This window comes from Reichenbachiella sp. MSK19-1 (genome assembly GCF_003590315.1).
GTDB classification, from domain to species: domain Bacteria; phylum Bacteroidota; class Bacteroidia; order Cytophagales; family Cyclobacteriaceae; genus Reichenbachiella; species Reichenbachiella agariperforans.
Map to the genome: position 1 here is coordinate 501,712 of NZ_MIER01000016.1, position 16,996 is coordinate 518,707.

Here is a 16,996-nt window from a genome sequence, read left to right on the forward strand (position 1 = left end):
GGAATGTGGATTCCACCAAATCTTTCTATTTTTGGGCTCAAATTCCAACTATTATGAAATCACTGATCTTGACCTTCTTCTTATCATTGAGTTTGCATTTAGGTGTTCATGCACAATACATGGAGATGGAAGACCCCGAAAAGCAACATGCCGTAAGAAAAGTGGAACAATATAGTAAACTGAAACGAACGGGATTTACAATGTTGGGTGGTGGTGTATTAGCCAGTCTAATAGGTGCAGGGCTGATCGCCAGCTCAGATTGGGAAAAAGATCCCTATACTGGACAATACTATACGGATAGTTCGAACGCAGGTTACGGCATTATTGCTATAGTTTATGCTGGGATTCCTTTGATAGCAGGAGGCACGACGCTGGCCATCATTGGTAACTATAAGGAAAAGTCCTATATGCGTAAACTGGATAATCTCAGTGCTTCTTATTTCAACAAGCAAGGAGCACATGGGATGCGGTTGACTTATGCCTTTTAGGTCACTTCAGTAATCTTCTCTTCTGGAATAATTTCTAGCCCTTTCATTTTTAGAAAAACCTGAACGGTAGCGATCACATCACGGTTGCAGTAGTGTCCGATACGTTTTAGGTCATGATCTTCGTAGTAGACTCTATTGACATCACTACCGTCTATGTCGCCTTTTGGAGAGGGGATATCAAAAACTTTGGTGAGTAAATCTAGGGAAGTGTAGCTTTTCCAGTCCCCAAACTTCCACATCTGTAGTGTATCCAGATGCTGTACCTCCCAAGGTTTTTTTCCTGATAGTTCTAGATAAAGTGGCAGTTGTAACTGATGGATGAGCATGCGTCGGGAGAGATAAGGGAAGTCAAATTCTTTTCCGTTATGCGCACAGAGTTGGATTTTGCTCTGGTCCATGGATGAAAATAGTTCTATGAAAGTCTCTAATAGTTCATGTTCGTTTTCGGAGGTTAATGCCTTCACACGGAAGTTGAGTTGACCCTCTTTGTCGTGGTAGAGCATACCTACCGAGATACAAATGATTTTGCCAAACTCGGCATAGATGCCTGCACGTTCGAAGTAGAAAGCTTCCAGGTCGTAATCCTGGTTACGGTTGAGCTGATCAGCTTTCCGAACCCACAGTTCTTGGAATTTCTCGTCCAAGTTGCCAAAATTATCAGCAGCGGAGGCGGTTTCTATATCTAGGAAGATGATGTTTTGGTGGTTGGTTAGTTTCTGCATGGGTTTAGGCTTGTTGTGATTTTTTGGTCCAATATCTAACTAGTCCTGAGACACTCATCCAAGTAGGGTTAGCCGCTTCATATTGGTCGATTTCTACCTGAGAGAGACCAGCAGCTTTGAGCTGGTTAGTCGTGTAGGTCTGAAATAGAGGAATGATTTGTTCGTTGGTCAGACCTTCTTTCCATTTGTCGTGAATGAACTCCGACCAGCTCATGAGTACTTTGTGTAGGGTTCCCAGATGCTCTTCGGGATTCTCTATGTAGGAGAAGTGTGTCAGATAGAGCCGTTTGGGTTTCTGTCGACTGATAATAGCAATAGAATCGATCCAGTCCTCGATGTTGATATCTGGTGGAGGACAGGGAGGCTGTACGGGACCGTCACCGATTTTGACGCCCGCGACATCTCCTGTGAATATATTATCTCCTAGTTGCCACGCGATGTGGTGTTTGGCATGCCCAGGTGTGTGCAGGCTTTTGATTTGTGTATCTCCGAATTGAAGCATTTCGTCATGGTCTACTTCTACCAATTGTGATTTAGCGATGGGTTTCATCTCTCCCCAAAGGCTGTCCATCTGATCCTGATAGATTTGGCGTGCTGATGCCATGAGACGATTGGGATCTTCTATGTTTCTAGCGCCAAATGGATGAACATAGATTTTGGCTCCTGTTTCAGCAAATGCCCATGCTGCACCCGCATGGTCTAAATGAATATGGGTGAGTAGGACGTGTTTGATGTCTTCTAGTCGAAAGCCTTTTGCCTCAATGGCTTGTTTCAAAACAGGAAAAGTAGAATGTGGCCCAGTCTCGATTAGTATTGGCCCATCCGTGGTAGGGATTAGATAGGCTGCTATGGCGTGATCTAGATTTTTGAACTGGAGGTCTATGATGTCTATTGGGATCATTGAGATACTTGTTTATGTTAATATACAGATATGGATCAAGCCTGAAAAGGGACTGCCTAAATTTCCATTTAAGAGAAGTAGGTTTTTGGTTTTTTTTGTAACTTATAGTCACACGATTACCTACGCGTATGGCACTAGTGAAGTTTATGAATCTCTCTTTAGAAGACAAGATTCAACATTTGTATGAGAATGCTAGTTTTGTAACTGATATTCGATACTATCAGTACAAGATCAATTTGTTTTTACTAGAAGGGGTATATTATGAGGTATTTGTGTTTCACAAGGATGTTCAAATCAAAAAAATCACACCTCTGAACTACCAGAGCAGTACGATAGGTTTTTATCTCGATCAGATCAAATTACCACAATGGGTTTAGGCTCTGATATCCAACCGTCTTGCCAAGTCTTGAATTGCATTTTCTTCCTCTTCTGAGATGCCATCTGCAATGTTTGCAAAGAGATACATAGTCTCTAGTACAAACTCTTGATCTAATGGACTCTCTTTAATACTATGATGTAGAGCGTTGAGGAATTTTTTCTTCCATTTGTCTACATTATCTAGAAGATACCGAATCTCTGTGCGAAAGGATAATGCTATCATGTCCCGGTCGTCATTCGGGGATTTTACGAATTCAGCGGCAAGTCCTCTAGTTGCCATGATGATGCCGTCCCACTCTTCTCTATCTAGCACTCCATCGCTCATGCAGACGAGTAGTGCTGGGTAGAGTTTGGTAAGGTAGACGAACTGATCTTTGGGGATATTGATTCTACGATTGTGAATGTACTCTTTGTAGAGTTGGTGAATTTGCTCGTCCATGTAACTGTTGATTTGAGCATAAATTAATTAAAATCACCATTATTACGTTTGTATAGCGGGTTTATTCGACGGATGCGGTCAGGCTGTCTACCAGTGGCACCATTTGCAAGTAGCGGTCGTACCGGTAGAGAATGTCTTCTACGTATTCGACAGGCTCACTACCTCGGCAGTACCCAAAGGTGACGACTGGATCTTCGAAGTATTTTTTCTTTGATTTGAGTTTTAAATACTTCGCTACATTTCCATCCCAAAGGAGGGTGTCAGCACCATATTTTCTAGCTAGTTTGACAGCATCTCGGACATGTCCATCTCCTACGTTGAAGGAGCCTAGGACAAATTTGACACGTTCGTCAGGGTTTGGAATCTTGTACCACTTTTCCTCTAGCCATAATAGGTGATCCGTGCCTGCTTTGAGGTTTTGGTTCGGATCAAACAAATTAGATACACCGTAAGCGGCTCCAGTTCGAGGCATGATCTGTAATAGGCCGCGGGCACCTATCCATGATTTGGCACTTGGATCGAAGCGTGATTCTTTAGAAATCTGTGCTGCTAATAGTCTCCAGTCCCAGTTGATTTTATCGGCGTAGTGCTTAATCAGGCTATCGTAAGGAGATAGATTATCACTATCTGTAGAGTAGTAGGCGCTGTTGACGATGACTTTATTGACAGAGTAGTTTTTATAGTACTTGTCATAGAGTGCATAGTAGTCATTGGTTCTTTTCATTTTGACTAGCCAGTCGTTGATACTTTTTAGGAGTTCGGGAGAAGTTTTTCTCACACCCCATGCTATTTCTTGTGGGAAACTCACAGCGGTCTCCACATCGAGTATAGAATGATATCTGGCACTGACTTGGGCAATATCTTCGTCTGCTACTGTATAGGCGATTTCTCCGTTTGCTACCATCTCGATGATGGATTCTGTTTCCAAATCTTCTGTTTCTATGACGATTTTGATATCTCCTCCGATTTCATTCGATAGGTTTTTTAATCTAGGGATGTATGAAGAATTTGGCCTAACGTGTATGGTCTTGTCTTTGAGTTCAACAGGGTTTCTAATCAGCGTTTTTTCAATTTCATGTAGTTTCATGTCTCGCCAGTTGGCAGGCTTGCGCTGTACGAGCATTTGTCTAACGAGGTGCAGTGGTTCGGTGAAATCGATGTGTTTTTTTCGTCCTGAGGTGATGGTTAGGTTACGAGCGATGACGTCTCCTTCCCCTTTGTTTAGTTTTTGAAAACTTTCTGCTATGTCTCTTGTGATGTTGAATTTGAGCTCTACGCCTATGGAACTAGCGAACAATGACATGAGGTCATATTCATACCCCATGGGTTCGCCTCGGTATAGGAACATTCCGCTAGAGCTGTTCTCTACGATGGCTGTGAGATAGCCTCGCTCCTTGATTGCAGCTAGATCGAATGCTATAGCCCCATCGGGATCTATCTCTTGGATTTCCAAATCGGTGGACTGATTGTTAGGACTTTGGCAGCCCAAAAAGAACAGGAAGAATAGAGGTAGAAGGGGTATAAAGTTAAATTTCATATATCAGTGAAAGGTTGAAGTTTATGGGACAATAAACTTACAGGTAGCCTAAAGGTACTGATTTATAAAGGATTTGATAAAGTCTATACTCTCAATTTTATTTTCAAGGAATCCGTTGTGGCCAGCTTTGGGTAAAATAATGGAATCTCCTTGCGGGATCAGATCTATCATTTGTTGGGATGTTTCTAACCGTACTGCCATATCTCGTTCTCCTGCTATGACAAATACAGGCGTGTCCGATGTGGCTAGAATAGAGGTGCGGTCAGGCCGGTGTTTCATAGCCATCGCATAACCAATGACACTTTTGGCGGGAGTCTTGCAGGCTGCTTGTTTGATCTCTTCGATTTCATTGGCTAGCCGTTGGCGATTTTCAGGCGCGAATAGACCGTCCACGAATGAGTTCATAAAGCTTTCTACACCATGATCGAGAATATATTCTTTGACTTTGTCTCGGACTTTCTTTTTTTCTTCATCGTCGGCATAAGTAGAGGATGAAAACAAGCCGAACCCTAAGATGCTGTCAGCATAATTGTCTGCTAAGGATAATGCTACATATCCTCCGAGTGAGTGACCGATGACGAAGTATTCGTCGATCCCATTCATAGAGAGTTCTTCATGTACGAGATCTGCAATGTCGTCAATACTAAAATCTTCTATGGTTAGTGGGGAAGAACCATGACCTGGGAGGTCTACTAAAGCTATTTCATAGTGTTCGGATAGTGCTTCGGCATAGTCTTTCCAGATTGCATGCGTTTCACAATACCCATGAAGGAAAACGATACTCGTTCCAGAACCAGATATTTTGATATTCATGGTTTAAGCAGGGACGGTGTCTAACATTTTTTTGGCAGATAGGTAAAGCCCTTCTGGATCAAATCCGCAATCGCGCTGTAGTTCGAGTTGCGTACCGTGCTCAATGATTTCATCGGGTATTCCGAGTCTCACGACTTTGGATTGATAGCCATGGTCTACCATGAACTCTAAGATCGCCGAGCCAAATCCACCTTGCAAAGACCCATCTTCTACGGTGATGACATGGCTGTGCTTTTGGAATATTTCGTGGAGGAGTTTTTCGTCCAAAGGTTTGACGAATCGCATATCATAGTGCGCTGCAGCAATATCTTCTTGGGAGAGACGCTGAGTAGCTTCTATGGCGTAGTTGCCCACATGTCCGAAAGTTAGATAAGCTAGTTCGTCACCATCTTTTATTTTTTGACCTTTGCCGATTTCTATCTTTTCGAAAGCAGACTTCCATACTGGCATCACACCATTGCCCCTCGGGTATCTGATCGAGATAGGTCTAGCATTCTCTGGCAACTGAGAACTATACATCATGTTGCGGAGTTCTTTTTCATTCATGGGAGCGCAGATGACCATGTTAGGAATGCATCTAAAATAGGCAATATCATAGCATCCGTGGTGGGTAGGTCCGTCAGCGCCTGCAAACCCTGCTCTGTCGAGACAGAAGACCACGTGTAGGTTTTGGATGGCTACATCATGAATGACCTGATCATAGGCGCGCTGCATAAAGGTCGAGTAGATGTTACAGAATGGAACTAAACCTTGTGTTGCAAGGCCTGCAGAGAAGGTCACGGCATGTTGTTCTGCAATACCTACGTCAAAGGCACGTTCTGGCATAGCCTTCATCATGATATTGAGTGATGACCCAGAAGGCATGGCTGGAGTCACTCCCATGATTTTGTCATTGGTCTCCGCCAACTCCACGAGCGTATGCCCAAAAACCTCTTGGTATTTGGGTGGCTGTGGTGTCTCGTACACTTTTTTGTATATCTCACCAGTGAGTTTGTCGAAGGTGCCAGGTGCATGCCACTTGGTTTGGTCTTTTTCGGCGAGTGAGTAGCCTTTTCCTTTTTTGGTGAGGACATGTAGGATTTTGGGTCCTTTGATGTCTTTCAGGTCTTTTAGGACGCTGACCATGTGGTTGACATCATGACCATCGACCGGTCCAAAATATCTTAGATTGAGAGATTCAAAGAGGTTACTTTGTTTGAGTAAAAACGATTTGATACTGCTTTCAAAGTTCGCAGCGATCTCTCTGGCATTTGGGCCGAACTTACTGATTTTACCAAGGACTTTCCACGCTTCGTCCCGTAGTTTGTTGTAAGTGTGAGAGGTAGTGATGTCTGTCAGGTAGTCTCTAAGTGCACCGACATTAGGATCGATAGACATGCAGTTATCATTGAGTATGATGAGCAGGTTGGAGTTAGAAACTCCAGCGTGGTTCATCGCTTCGAATGCCATTCCTCCTGTCATTGCACCATCGCCTATGACGGCTATGTGATGCTTGTCTGTCTCGTTTTTGTAGAATGAAGCTTCGGCCATACCTAGTGCTGCTGAGATAGAGGTAGAAGAGTGCCCTACGCCAAAGGCATCATATTCGCTTTCTTTTCTTTTTGGGAATCCCGACAGACCGCCATATACGCGGTTGGTATGAAAATTTTCTTTTCGCCCTGTCAGTATTTTATGTCCATAGGCCTGATGCCCAACATCCCAGATGAGCTGATCCACCGGCGTGTTAAATACGTGGTGCAGTGCGACGGTGAGTTCTACCACGCCCAAACTTGCCCCAAAATGTCCGCCATAAACCGAAACCGTATCGATGATATACTGGCGCAATTCTGACGATAACTGCACCAATTGGACAGCATCTAGGTCTTTCATGTCGTCAGGTGTATCGATTCCTGCTAACAACTTTCCCGGCTCTACTTGCATGACTTTAAATCTAAGATGATAAAACCAAAGCGCCAAAAATGTACCTTATATTGGAGCATTTGGTTTTGGGGGAGCAAAAATAAACAGAATAAGTTATTTAATTTACAACTTCAAATTTTCAAATTATGATATACAGAATATTGTTTCTCATTATGCTTCAATTGGTTGGCTCTGTGACAATGGCACAGCAGAGTGGGACAGACAGTTTGTCCAACGAGACTGCTGTGAGTTTAGATGTGATGATTGGCCAAATGATCATGACAGGAATAGGTGATCAATCTTATTTAGAATCTGATGCTCTTATTTTGGATGAAATCAAAGAAGGAAAAGTAGGAGGGGTGATTTTCTTTGAAAAAAATATCAATAGTAAAAGTCCTGCTCGCCAGCTCAAACGTGCTATCACGATGTTGAAGGAGGAAGCAGACATCCCTCTATTCGTGAGTATCGATGAAGAAGGAGGAAGGGTCAACCGACTGAAACCCAAATATGGTTTTCCAGAAACTAAGACGGCAGAATGCCTTGGTAAGCTTGACAACCTAGATAGTACTAGGTTCTATGCTAACGCGACAGCATATACGCTGCATGAGTTAGGGTTTAACCTGAATTATGCACCAGATGTAGATGTAAACGTGAACCCAGAAAACCCCGTGATTGGTGAAATTGGTCGAAGTTATTCGGCTGACCCCTATCAGGTAGCTCGACATGCGAGTGCGGTAGTAGGCACTCACAGAGAGAATCAGGTTTTGACTGTACTCAAACACTTTCCGGGTCATGGTAGTTCGCATGCAGATTCACATTTGGGGGTAGCAGACGTGACAAAGTATTGGGAGATGAGCGAACTAATGCCGTACAAATACATGTTGGATTCGGGCATGGTGGATGCCATCATGAGCGCACATATTGTTAATAGGCACTTTGACCCGAGTGGTTATCCTGCTACGTTATCTCCAGTGATTATTCAGCAAGTATTACGCGGTTTGTTGGCTTATGACGGAGTGGTGTTTTCGGATGATATGCAGATGCATGCTATCTCGAAGAATTATGGTATAGCTGAGTCAGTTCGTTTGGCGATCGACGCAGGGGTGGATGTCGTCATGTTCGCGGGTAATGTCCCTGACAATGAAAAGAAGTCTGCAACAGACATACATGCTATCATAAAGGACTATGTCGAGCGTGGTGAAATATCTGAGGAGCGAATCAAAAAATCCTATGAGAGAATCATGCGCATGAAAAGCAATTTGTGATTTACCTTTGAACTCTAAAATTCACCAACTATTACATCATGAAATCGATAAACAAATTATTGCTCGTTCTACTGGTTCCTTTTACATTGTCTTGTGGAGATGATGATGATCATACGGCTCAAGCAGGTCTTTGGCTGGCCAAGGAAGACGGAGTGGTTAGATCTGGTTGCGACTTAGAGTCCAACGATGGCCCTGTGAGCTGTCCTCGCACAAGTAGTACAACAGCATGTGTTACCTTAAATTTGCGTCAGACAGATGTATACACGTTGAATGTGAGTTTAGACGGAGGGGCTACCATAGCAGAGGCTGGAGAGTACGAAATCTCAAGTGGAAAGATCAAACTATGTCCTTACGAACTAGAGAGTGATTGCTATGATGTACCTGTTGTTGATTCAGATTTTGATAGTATGACTATAGAACTCAATACTGAGTCTAATAGTTGCAAAGTACGTGTAGAAATGGAGAAGGTGTAATTTACCTTCTCTTTGTTCACTTAGGATTCGAGTCCTTTCTCTTTCATTTTGACAAACTCACCATAGCGTCGAGTGATCGCGATGATGAACCCAATCACCATTACGAGGGTGCCTATCCAGAGTACATTGATCATTGGTTTTTCGACCGCTTCGAGTATCACCCAGTCTTTTTGTGTTTTGTTTACCCCGATTTTGAAACTGTTGCTTTTTGGGTCGATTTCCGTGATGGTGAGCTTGACGCCTAGGTCATGGATGATATCAGAGAGCAGACCTGCTTGGTTGTTTTTGATGATGTAATAAGGCTCTGCGAGGTAGTCTCGATCACCGCCCTTCACTCGGATGTCTGCTTTGATGGCGACATCTCCTTCTCCTAGTGTCAGCCCGTCCAGTTCGGTCACCCGTTGTACCTTTTCGAGTGTGGCTACAAAATCATTGACAAAGAAGGGTTCGTCGAGTTGAGTCGTGATGATTTCTGTTTCGCTCCAGTCTGTCTCTTGATCTGGGTCTGGGAAGGTTCTCACATGCGTGTAAAGGTCAAACCCTAGTTTGCGCTTGATGTCAGGAGAAAAGACCGTCATGTTCATCTTTTCATTGATCTGCACCGTCGGGTAGAGGTCGAATGATGTTTCTCCCTTGGTATAAGCGATTTCGAAGTAGCTCGTCTCAGGTGTGATCAGGGTGAGAGTATCCCCCTGATGGAAAACAACTTCTTCATCTGAAGATAAGTCAACTGCAGCGATGGCTTGTGTTTCGTTGATTTGATTGATGTCATGGATGTTGACATAGCCAGGGAATCCCTCGATGCGTTTGCGTGTGCCTTTGTAGTTGAGAGAGTACTCTCCCATCTGGCGGTCTTCGTTCTGGAAGAGCAATAGATTCTTTTGGTTCACTTCGTCTGGAAATTCTTTGCTCCATACCAGTCCTGTTTGGTTGAGCGAGACGATTTTGGAGTAGCCTGAGGAGAACAATACTCCCAAGAGCATCATGGCGATACCGATATGACTGATGGCTCCACCTGACAAATTGATATTGGTTTTCCATCGATCCAATAAAATCTTGGCATTGGCGATGATGGAGTAGGTTCCTGCTGTCAGTATGAGGATGTAGGTGATGTTCTGGACTTTGAAAAGGATGATGATCGCTGCAGTGATGGCCAATGTGAGCACAATGGGTAGCAGTAGTGCATCTTTGAGTTTGGTTTTGTCCATTTTGTTCCACCAAAAAAACTGCCCCGTACCTGATAGAAGAGCGATCAATACGCCTCCCCAAAGCTGATACTGCGTGTAATATTCCACTTGATCTACAGGAGGAGCCATGTTGGAGTCAATCCCGACGAGCCCCACGAGGGCGTTCCACACAGGGATGGATGTAGGAATGATAACTTGGAATCCCATCAGACAGAGTACAGTTGCCCCCATGAATATCCAAAACTCACGAGAGTAGGTCGAGACTTCTTGTTCGTCGCTTTCGAGTTTTTTCCATGATCTAATGATCAAAAAGAGCGTCCCAAGGACAAAGGCCAGAAGATAAACGAGCAATTGTCCGGAGAGCCCCAAGTCTGTAAAGGAGTGAACAGACGAATCGCCCAAGATGCCGCTTCGGGTTAAGAATGTAGAATATACAATCAGCAAGAAAGCCGATACCGCAAGGATGATGGCTGATTTGAGTGCAGTGGTACTTTTCTTGAAGGCGATCATGGTGTGGATCGCTGCGATGAGAACGAGCCAAGGTACGTAGACTGCATTTTCTACAGGATCCCAGTTCCAGTAGCCGCCGAAATTGAGCGTTTCGTAAGCCCAGTAGCCGCCCATCAAGATCCCCACGCCTAGGACGACTGCTGAGAATAGCGACCAAGGCAAGGCGGGCCTGATCCATTCTTTGAATTTGCCCAACCATAGCCCAGCGATACAGTATGCAAAGGGAATCAGAGTCGTCGCAAAACCCAAGAACAAGGTCGGTGGGTGGATGACCATCCAGTAGTTTTGGAGTAGCGGGTTTAGTCCAGAGCCATCCTCTGGGATGAAGTCGGGGCTGGTTTTGAATATCGGTGCATCCATCGCATCACGTAGGAGGATGAATGGAGAACTGCCGATTTTGAGATTGAAAAGAACCACACCGAGGATCATCGATAGCAAAAATCCCTGTACGATAGCGAAGATGGCCATTACGGGGGCTTCCCAAAATTTGTTGGTACGGATGAGGACGAACCCTAGGATGACATTCCAGAAGATCCAAAGGAGGAAAGACCCCTCCTGCCCTTCCCAAAAGGCGGAGATTTGGTAGTAGACGGGGAGGACAGTCGAACTGTGGCTGTAAGCATAGTGGTACTCAAAGTAACCCCTGTTGATGATCGTGAAGAGCGTCGCGACGACCCCAAGAGCCGAGCCGCCATGTACCCAAAAAGCTATCCGGGCGAAACGCATCCAAGAGTCTTTGTCTGTAATCTCAGTAGATTGTACAGAACGAAAATAGCCGTAGGCCGACACCAAAGCACTGACGAATGCAGCGATGATCAAAAAGTGACCCAGAGAGCCAATGAAATAATGCATAGGGGAAAATTAAACGTCGTTCACTTCGATGGTTTCTTCCTGATATTTGGAAGGGCACTTCATCAATATTTTGGATGCGAGAAAATGGTCGTTTTGGAAGTTGCCAACTACCACGACCTGCTCTGATCGTAGAAAGTCCGCTGGCATGGGTTCATTGAAATACACGCGTTGCTCTTCGTTGTTGTTGTCCACGAGGACAAAAGAGAAGGCCAGTTTGTTGGGAGAATCTTGGATGCCGACGATCTCACCGTGCGCATCTTTTTTGAGCTGACCTACCACGTGGATTTTCTTGCTGTCACCATCCTCTGCCATGGCACGTGCATCGTCAAATCCGACATAAGTACTGGCGTCTCCAGCGGTAGAGATGATCACCATGATGGCTGCTGCGATCACTACGATTCCAAAAATATGAGACTTCTTCATATCAATCCTGCTTTGCTTCTGTCAATTCGTCTTCGAGTTTGGTGACTTTTTTGTCCAGGCGGACGAGGTAAATCACCATGCCTGCAAAGATGGTCATTACCACCGCAACTACTACGTAAATCTTACCGCTTTGTCGCATGATATCCGCCATTTCCACCCGTTGATTGGTGTAGTCGTCTTCGGTGACTTGGTATTTTTCATCTTGGGCTGTCGCCTGTAGGCTCAGCGTGAGGAGGAGTACAAAAAGTAATTTTTTCATGTGATCATCAAAGGTCTTGTGTGAGGCGAATGTCTTGGATACGAATCTTGATCGAGGCAAACCATACGCCCATGAGTGTCCAGCCGACGATGGCTGGGTAAAATATCATTCTTAGTTTTCCATCCAGGTCAAAATAGTTGAAACCAGGGTTGCCACCGTTGCCTGGATGCATGGAGTCGGTCAGGCGTGGTAGAATGAACAGCAGCGGGATCATCGCGAAGTACGCGAAGATGTTGTAGACCGCAGAGATTCTGCTGCGTTGTTGGGCATCTTCGAAAGAACTGCGGAGGATGAAATAGGCAAAGTAGATCAGCAGTGCGATCGCAGAAGCGTTTTGCTTTGGGTCTCCACTCCAGAACTCTCCCCAGGTGTATCGAGCCCAGACCATGCCAGTCACGATACCGAGCACGCCGAATAGACAACCTGCTTTGGCATACGCTTCGGCCCGGATGTCGAAGTACTCATTTTTGCTCGATAGGTATCGGAGCGAATAGACTAGGGATCCTGTCAGCAGGATGATCATCCCAAACCACATGGTGACGTGGTAGTACAGGTTTCGGATGGTCTCGTTGAGGATGGCGAGACGGGGAACCTCCATCAGTAACCCGCCCAAGAGTGCATAGGCGGTGAGCAGCACACCCAAGATTTTCCACCAAGATTTTTTAATTGAAAACATATTAGCTTCTCCATAGGTAGGGAAACAGCAGATAGGCCAGCGTCCCTACGATCATATCAATTGCGAGCAAAGTTAGTAACTCATCGAGACTTTCGGAGCGTGCAATCCCATCTATTGCATTTCGCGAAAGCTTGATGATCATTAATAGGATAGGTATGATGACTGGGAAGGAAAGAATGGCCATGAGCATGCCGTTGTTGTCTGCCTTGGAGGCGATTCCAGACATCAGCGAGAGTGTCGTGGCGAACCCAACCGTGCCTGCTAGAATAATAAGGAGAAAGAAACCGGGGTCTTGCACACGATTACCGAGCACGAGGCTAAACACACCGAAGGCCAAGATGGAGAGTAGGATGAGCAAGCCAGAGTTGTAGATGATTTTGGATAGGATGATGCTTTGTGGGCGAACTAGGTTGAAGTAGTAGAGCTGCCGACCTTCCTTTTCTTGGATGAAGCTTTTGGCGACTGTGCTGATGGAGGTGAACAGGATGATGATCCAGTAGAGCGCATTCCAGCTAAACTGATCGACTCTGGCATGTAGCACCTCGAAGGATAGGTAACAGATGAAGATTGTAGAAAAAGTATACAGCAGTATGCCGTTGAGGGCATATTTGTGCCTCCATTCGAGTACGATATCTTTCCACAGCAGTGCTTTGATCTCTTTGAGCATAACAGGACGCAAATTTAGAGCAAGATTTGCTATAACTTTTCACTTTGATAATTTAAAGCTTTGGATTGCGGGTCAATCCCCTTAGCATTGTATTTATTTAGTATTATAGAAAATTTAAATGGAAACTATACTCGTAACTGGCAATGCCGGATTTATCGGTTACCACCTTTCGAAACGATTGCTTGATGATGGTTACAAAGTCATCGGTATAGACAATATGAATGACTACTATGATGTCAATCTAAAAAAGGCAAGGCTTGCTCAATTAGAAGCGTACGATCAGTTTTCTTTTTATCAAATCGGTCTAGAAGACAAAACTGGTTTGGAGCAAGTTTTCACTGAAAACACAGTGGACTATGTCGTTAATTTAGCTGCTCAAGCTGGGGTTCGGTATTCGATTGAGAATCCAGCAGCCTATGTCAATGCTAACTTGGTCGGCTTTGCCAATATTATTGAAATTAGCAAGAATCATAAAGTAAAGCAGTTTCTGTTTGCCTCTTCGAGTTCGGTATATGGAGCCAATGAGAACATGCCTTTTTCGGTACGAGACAATGTGGATCATCCGATGTCTCTATATGCGGCAACAAAAAAATCCAACGAGTTGATCGCGCATTCCTATGCGTCTTTGTTTGACCTGCCAGTGACGGGACTGAGATTCTTCACAGTATATGGCCCATGGGGTCGACCAGATATGGCTCTGTTTTTATTCACCAAAGCGATATTGGCAGGAAAAGAAATCAATGTTTTCAACGAGGGAAAAATGAAAAGAGATTTCACTTATGTTGGAGATATTGTCGAGGGGGTTTATCGATTATTAAAAAAACCAGCTAAGAAGAATAGAGATTGGGATGGATCTCACCCTGACCCTTCGTCCAGTTATGCTCCATACAAAGTATATAATATTGGCAACAACGAGCCGGTAGAGTTGATGGATTTCATCAAAGCGATTGAAGCGAAACTGGGTATCAAAGCCAAAATGAATTTGATGCCGCTGCAACCTGGAGATGTACCTGATACCTACGCCAATGTGGACGCTCTTATGAAAGATGTTGGGTATAAACCTAATACCACGATCGAAGAAGGAATAGGAGCTTTCATTGATTGGTACAAAGAATATTATAAGGCCTAAAACCTAACGCTAACTATGAAAGGAATTATCCTAGCGGGGGGCTCAGGAACTAGATTACACCCTTTGACCTATTCGGTTAGCAAGCAAATACTGCCTGTATATGATAAACCAATGATTTATTATCCCTTGTCTACTTTGATGTTGGCGGGGATTCGAGAGATTCTCATCATATCTACACCACGAGACCTCCCTTTATTTAGGGACTTGCTAGGAGACGGAAAGAATTTGGGGTGTAGGTTTGAATATGCGGTGCAAGAAAAGCCTGAAGGTTTAGCACAGGCATTTATCATTGGCAAAGATTTTATTGGACAGGACAAGGTGGCTTTGGTATTAGGAGATAATATTTTTTATGCATCAGGTCTTTCTAAAAAATTACAAGCTGCAAGTGACATTACTGGTGGGCTTGTCTTTGCCTACCATGTCAATGACCCTGAGCGCTACGGAGTGGTGGAATTTGATGACAAAAAGAAGGCGATATCGATAGTCGAAAAACCAGAGCGACCTAAGTCTAATTATGCAGTACCAGGACTCTACTTCTATGATAATCAAGTCGTAGAGATCAGCCAGTCCATTAAACCAAGTTCAAGAGGAGAATTAGAGATCACATCGGTCAATAATGAATATCTGAAACAAAATCAGCTGAGTGTAGAGATACTAGACAGAGGGACGGCATGGTTGGATACAGGTACTTTTGCATCGCTGATGCAGGCGGGCTCCTTTGTACAGGTGATAGAAGAGAGACAAGGCCTGAAAATTGGATGCATAGAGGAGGTTGCATATAAAATGGGTTTTATTGATGTTCATCAGCTAGAGAAACTGGCAACTCCATTGGTCAAAAGTGGTTATGGAGAGTATTTGATGAATTTATTAAAGAGATAGAATGGAGATTAAGCCTTTACATTTACAGGGAGCGTATTCTCTACAACCGAAACTGTTTAATGACAACCGGGGATATTTCTTCGAATGGTTCAATGCTCGTAACTTTGAAAAGTTAACAGGCGTTGACTTTAAGCCTATCCAGTTTAACAGTTCTAGATCTGTGAGGGGAGTGCTAAGGGGGCTTCATTTTCAAGAAATGCCTTCTAGCCAAGCTAAACTAGTCGGCGTGACTCAGGGAGAGATTCAAGATGTGATTGTAGACTTGAGAGAAGGCTCTCCGACCTATGGTCAATATTATTCGGAGGTGATTAGTCAAGAGAAAAAGAATCAACTATTTGTGCCAAAGGGTTTTGCTCACGGTTTTTTGGTGTTATCTGAGACAGCAGAGATATTTTATGCAATTGATGACTACTATTCGCCAGAGCACGAGTGTGGGGTTATGTACAACGACGCTTCTATCGGTATCGAATGGCAGTTGCCAGAAAATGAAATTATCCTTTCGGAAAAGGATAAACTATACGAACCACTAACTAAAAGAACATTTAATTTTCAATACAATGGCTAAGAAAAGAGTACTTATTACAGGAGGAGCGGGATTCCTTGGTTCACATCTTTGTGATCGTTTTTTGAAGGAAGGGTGTCACGTGATTGCCATGGATAATCTGATTACAGGTTCTTTGGACAATATTCAACATTTGTTTCACAGAGAGGATTTCGAGTTTTACAATCACGATGTGTCGAAGTTTGTCCATGTGCCTGGAGACTTGGACTACATCATGCATTTTGCATCGCCAGCTAGTCCGATCGATTATTTGAAGATGCCTATTCAGACTTTGAAAGTAGGTTCTTTGGGTACGCATAATTTGTTAGGGTTAGCTAAGGCTAAAGGAGCAAGAATGCTCATTGCTTCTACTTCAGAGGTATATGGTGACCCTTTGGTTCACCCACAGACGGAAGATTATTGGGGTAATGTAAACCCTGTCGGGCCAAGAGGAGTATACGACGAGGCGAAGCGTTTCCAAGAGGCCATGACAATGGGGTATCATACTTTCCATGGTGTCGAGACTCGTATCGTGAGAATATTTAATACCTATGGTCCAAGAATGCGATTGGACGATGGTCGTGTATTGCCAGCATTCATCGGGCAGGCATTGAGAGGCGAAGATTTGACCGCATTTGGTGATGGTTCGCAGACGAGATCATTCTGCTACGTTGATGACTTGGTAGAGGGGATTTATCGATTGCTGTTAAGTGATTGTGCTGACCCTGTCAATATTGGCAACCCAGATGAAATCACGATCAATCAGTTTGCGGAAGAAATTTTGAAATTGACGGGTAGCAAGTCTAAGATTATCTATAAACCATTGCCTATGGATGACCCAAAGCAGCGTCAACCGAACATCACCAAAGCAAAGGAGCTTTTGGGTTGGTCACCGCAATTTTCAAGAAGTGAAGGTTTGAAGCCTACTTTGGAGTATTTTAAGGATAAAGTGAAATAA

General features: G+C 44.1%; 19 protein-coding genes. 8 read left to right on the forward strand and 11 right to left on the reverse strand.

The window, feature by feature from the left end; all coding sequences use genetic code 11:
• The first annotated feature begins 53 nt into the window (after nucleotides 1-53).
• Nucleotides 54-488 carry a hypothetical protein gene (locus BGP76_RS14770; RefSeq protein WP_073121459.1) on the forward strand — a complete coding sequence of 145 codons (435 nt, stop codon included), beginning with the start codon at nucleotides 54-56 and terminating at the stop codon, nucleotides 486-488.
• Here BGP76_RS14770 and BGP76_RS14775 read toward each other — a convergent pair.
• Both BGP76_RS14775 and BGP76_RS14780 read right to left on the reverse strand, forming a co-directional pair.
• Nucleotides 485-1,210 (reverse strand): 3'-5' exonuclease, encoded by a 726-nt coding sequence (locus tag BGP76_RS14775; protein WP_119845255.1) that lies wholly within the window; start codon nucleotides 1,208-1,210, stop codon nucleotides 485-487. The genes BGP76_RS14770 and BGP76_RS14775 overlap by 4 nt on opposite strands.
• A 4-nt stretch (nucleotides 1,211-1,214) precedes the next feature.
• Nucleotides 1,215-2,111, reverse strand: coding sequence for an MBL fold metallo-hydrolase (locus BGP76_RS14780; RefSeq protein ID WP_119845256.1), 897 nt, complete (start codon nucleotides 2,109-2,111; stop codon nucleotides 1,215-1,217).
• A gap of 128 nt (nucleotides 2,112-2,239) precedes the next feature.
• Between BGP76_RS14780 and BGP76_RS14785 the strand changes: the two genes are divergently transcribed.
• Nucleotides 2,240-2,488 carry a hypothetical protein gene (locus BGP76_RS14785; RefSeq protein ID WP_073121453.1) on the forward strand — a complete coding sequence of 83 codons (249 nt, stop codon included), beginning with the start codon at nucleotides 2,240-2,242 and terminating at the stop codon, nucleotides 2,486-2,488.
• Here the strand turns inward: BGP76_RS14785 and BGP76_RS14790 are convergent.
• From BGP76_RS14790 to dxs, 4 genes are all read right to left on the reverse strand, one after another.
• Entirely contained in the window at nucleotides 2,485-2,928 is a 444-nt protein-coding gene (locus BGP76_RS14790; protein WP_073121451.1) for a hypothetical protein, read from the reverse strand. The two genes, BGP76_RS14785 and BGP76_RS14790, sit on opposite strands and share 4 nt — an antisense overlap.
• Before the next feature lie 61 nt (nucleotides 2,929-2,989).
• Entirely contained in the window at nucleotides 2,990-4,465 is a 1,476-nt protein-coding gene (locus BGP76_RS14795) for a transporter substrate-binding domain-containing protein (protein ID WP_119845257.1), read from the reverse strand.
• Nucleotides 4,466-4,513: 48 nt separating this feature from the next.
• Nucleotides 4,514-5,278: an alpha/beta fold hydrolase gene (locus BGP76_RS14800; protein WP_119845258.1), complete on the reverse strand. Its 765-nt coding sequence runs from the start codon at nucleotides 5,276-5,278 to the stop codon at nucleotides 4,514-4,516.
• Nucleotides 5,279-5,281: 3 nt separating this feature from the next.
• Nucleotides 5,282-7,198: a 1-deoxy-D-xylulose-5-phosphate synthase gene (gene dxs, locus BGP76_RS14805; protein ID WP_073121446.1), complete on the reverse strand. Its 1,917-nt coding sequence runs from the start codon at nucleotides 7,196-7,198 to the stop codon at nucleotides 5,282-5,284.
• 125 nt (nucleotides 7,199-7,323) lie between these two features.
• Here dxs and BGP76_RS14810 point away from each other — a divergent pair, with 125 nt between their 5' ends.
• Together BGP76_RS14810 and BGP76_RS14815 are read left to right on the forward strand one after the other, a co-directional pair.
• Entirely contained in the window at nucleotides 7,324-8,442 is a 1,119-nt protein-coding gene (locus tag BGP76_RS14810) for a glycoside hydrolase family 3 protein (RefSeq protein ID WP_119845259.1), read from the forward strand.
• 38 nt (nucleotides 8,443-8,480) lie between these two features.
• A complete protein-coding gene (locus BGP76_RS14815; RefSeq protein WP_073121443.1) occupies nucleotides 8,481-8,915 on the forward strand; it encodes a hypothetical protein in 435 nt (144 codons plus the stop codon).
• Nucleotides 8,916-8,935: 20 nt separating this feature from the next.
• Here the strand turns inward: BGP76_RS14815 and BGP76_RS14820 are convergent, their stop codons facing one another.
• Genes BGP76_RS14820 through BGP76_RS14840 form a run of 5 tightly spaced genes read right to left on the reverse strand, consistent with a single transcriptional unit; the run spans nucleotide 8,936 to nucleotide 13,489 of the window.
• The gene (locus tag BGP76_RS14820; RefSeq protein WP_119845260.1) at nucleotides 8,936-11,464 is read right to left on the reverse strand and encodes a heme lyase CcmF/NrfE family subunit; all 2,529 of its coding nucleotides are present in this window, start codon (nucleotides 11,462-11,464) and stop codon (nucleotides 8,936-8,938) included.
• Between the two features lie 9 nt (nucleotides 11,465-11,473).
• Nucleotides 11,474-11,887, reverse strand: coding sequence for a cytochrome c maturation protein CcmE (locus BGP76_RS14825; RefSeq protein WP_073121439.1), 414 nt, complete (start codon nucleotides 11,885-11,887; stop codon nucleotides 11,474-11,476).
• A 1-nt stretch (nucleotide 11,888) separates the two neighbouring features.
• Nucleotides 11,889-12,146, reverse strand: coding sequence for a CcmD family protein (locus BGP76_RS14830; protein WP_119845261.1), 258 nt, complete (start codon nucleotides 12,144-12,146; stop codon nucleotides 11,889-11,891).
• Between the two features lie 7 nt (nucleotides 12,147-12,153).
• Nucleotides 12,154-12,813: a cytochrome c biogenesis protein CcsA gene (ccsA, locus tag BGP76_RS14835; RefSeq protein ID WP_119845567.1), complete on the reverse strand. Its 660-nt coding sequence runs from the start codon at nucleotides 12,811-12,813 to the stop codon at nucleotides 12,154-12,156.
• 10 nt (nucleotides 12,814-12,823) lie between these two features.
• Nucleotides 12,824-13,489 carry a heme exporter protein CcmB gene (locus BGP76_RS14840; RefSeq protein ID WP_119845262.1) on the reverse strand — a complete coding sequence of 222 codons (666 nt, stop codon included), beginning with the start codon at nucleotides 13,487-13,489 and terminating at the stop codon, nucleotides 12,824-12,826.
• 118 nt (nucleotides 13,490-13,607) lie between these two features.
• On the opposite strand from BGP76_RS14840, the gene BGP76_RS14845 reads away from it, so the two are divergent.
• Genes BGP76_RS14845 through BGP76_RS14860 form a run of 4 tightly spaced genes read left to right on the forward strand, consistent with a single transcriptional unit; the run spans nucleotide 13,608 to nucleotide 16,996 of the window.
• Entirely contained in the window at nucleotides 13,608-14,618 is a 1,011-nt protein-coding gene (locus tag BGP76_RS14845; RefSeq protein ID WP_119845263.1) for an NAD-dependent epimerase, read from the forward strand.
• 15 nt (nucleotides 14,619-14,633) lie between these two features.
• Entirely contained in the window at nucleotides 14,634-15,497 is an 864-nt protein-coding gene (rfbA, locus tag BGP76_RS14850; protein WP_119845264.1) for a glucose-1-phosphate thymidylyltransferase RfbA, read from the forward strand.
• A 1-nt stretch (nucleotide 15,498) separates the two neighbouring features.
• Nucleotides 15,499-16,062: a dTDP-4-dehydrorhamnose 3,5-epimerase gene (gene rfbC, locus BGP76_RS14855; protein ID WP_119845265.1), complete on the forward strand. Its 564-nt coding sequence runs from the start codon at nucleotides 15,499-15,501 to the stop codon at nucleotides 16,060-16,062.
• The gene (locus BGP76_RS14860; protein ID WP_119845266.1) at nucleotides 16,055-16,996 is read left to right on the forward strand and encodes a UDP-glucuronic acid decarboxylase family protein; all 942 of its coding nucleotides are present in this window, start codon (nucleotides 16,055-16,057) and stop codon (nucleotides 16,994-16,996) included. Before rfbC ends, BGP76_RS14860 begins: the two co-directional genes overlap by 8 nt.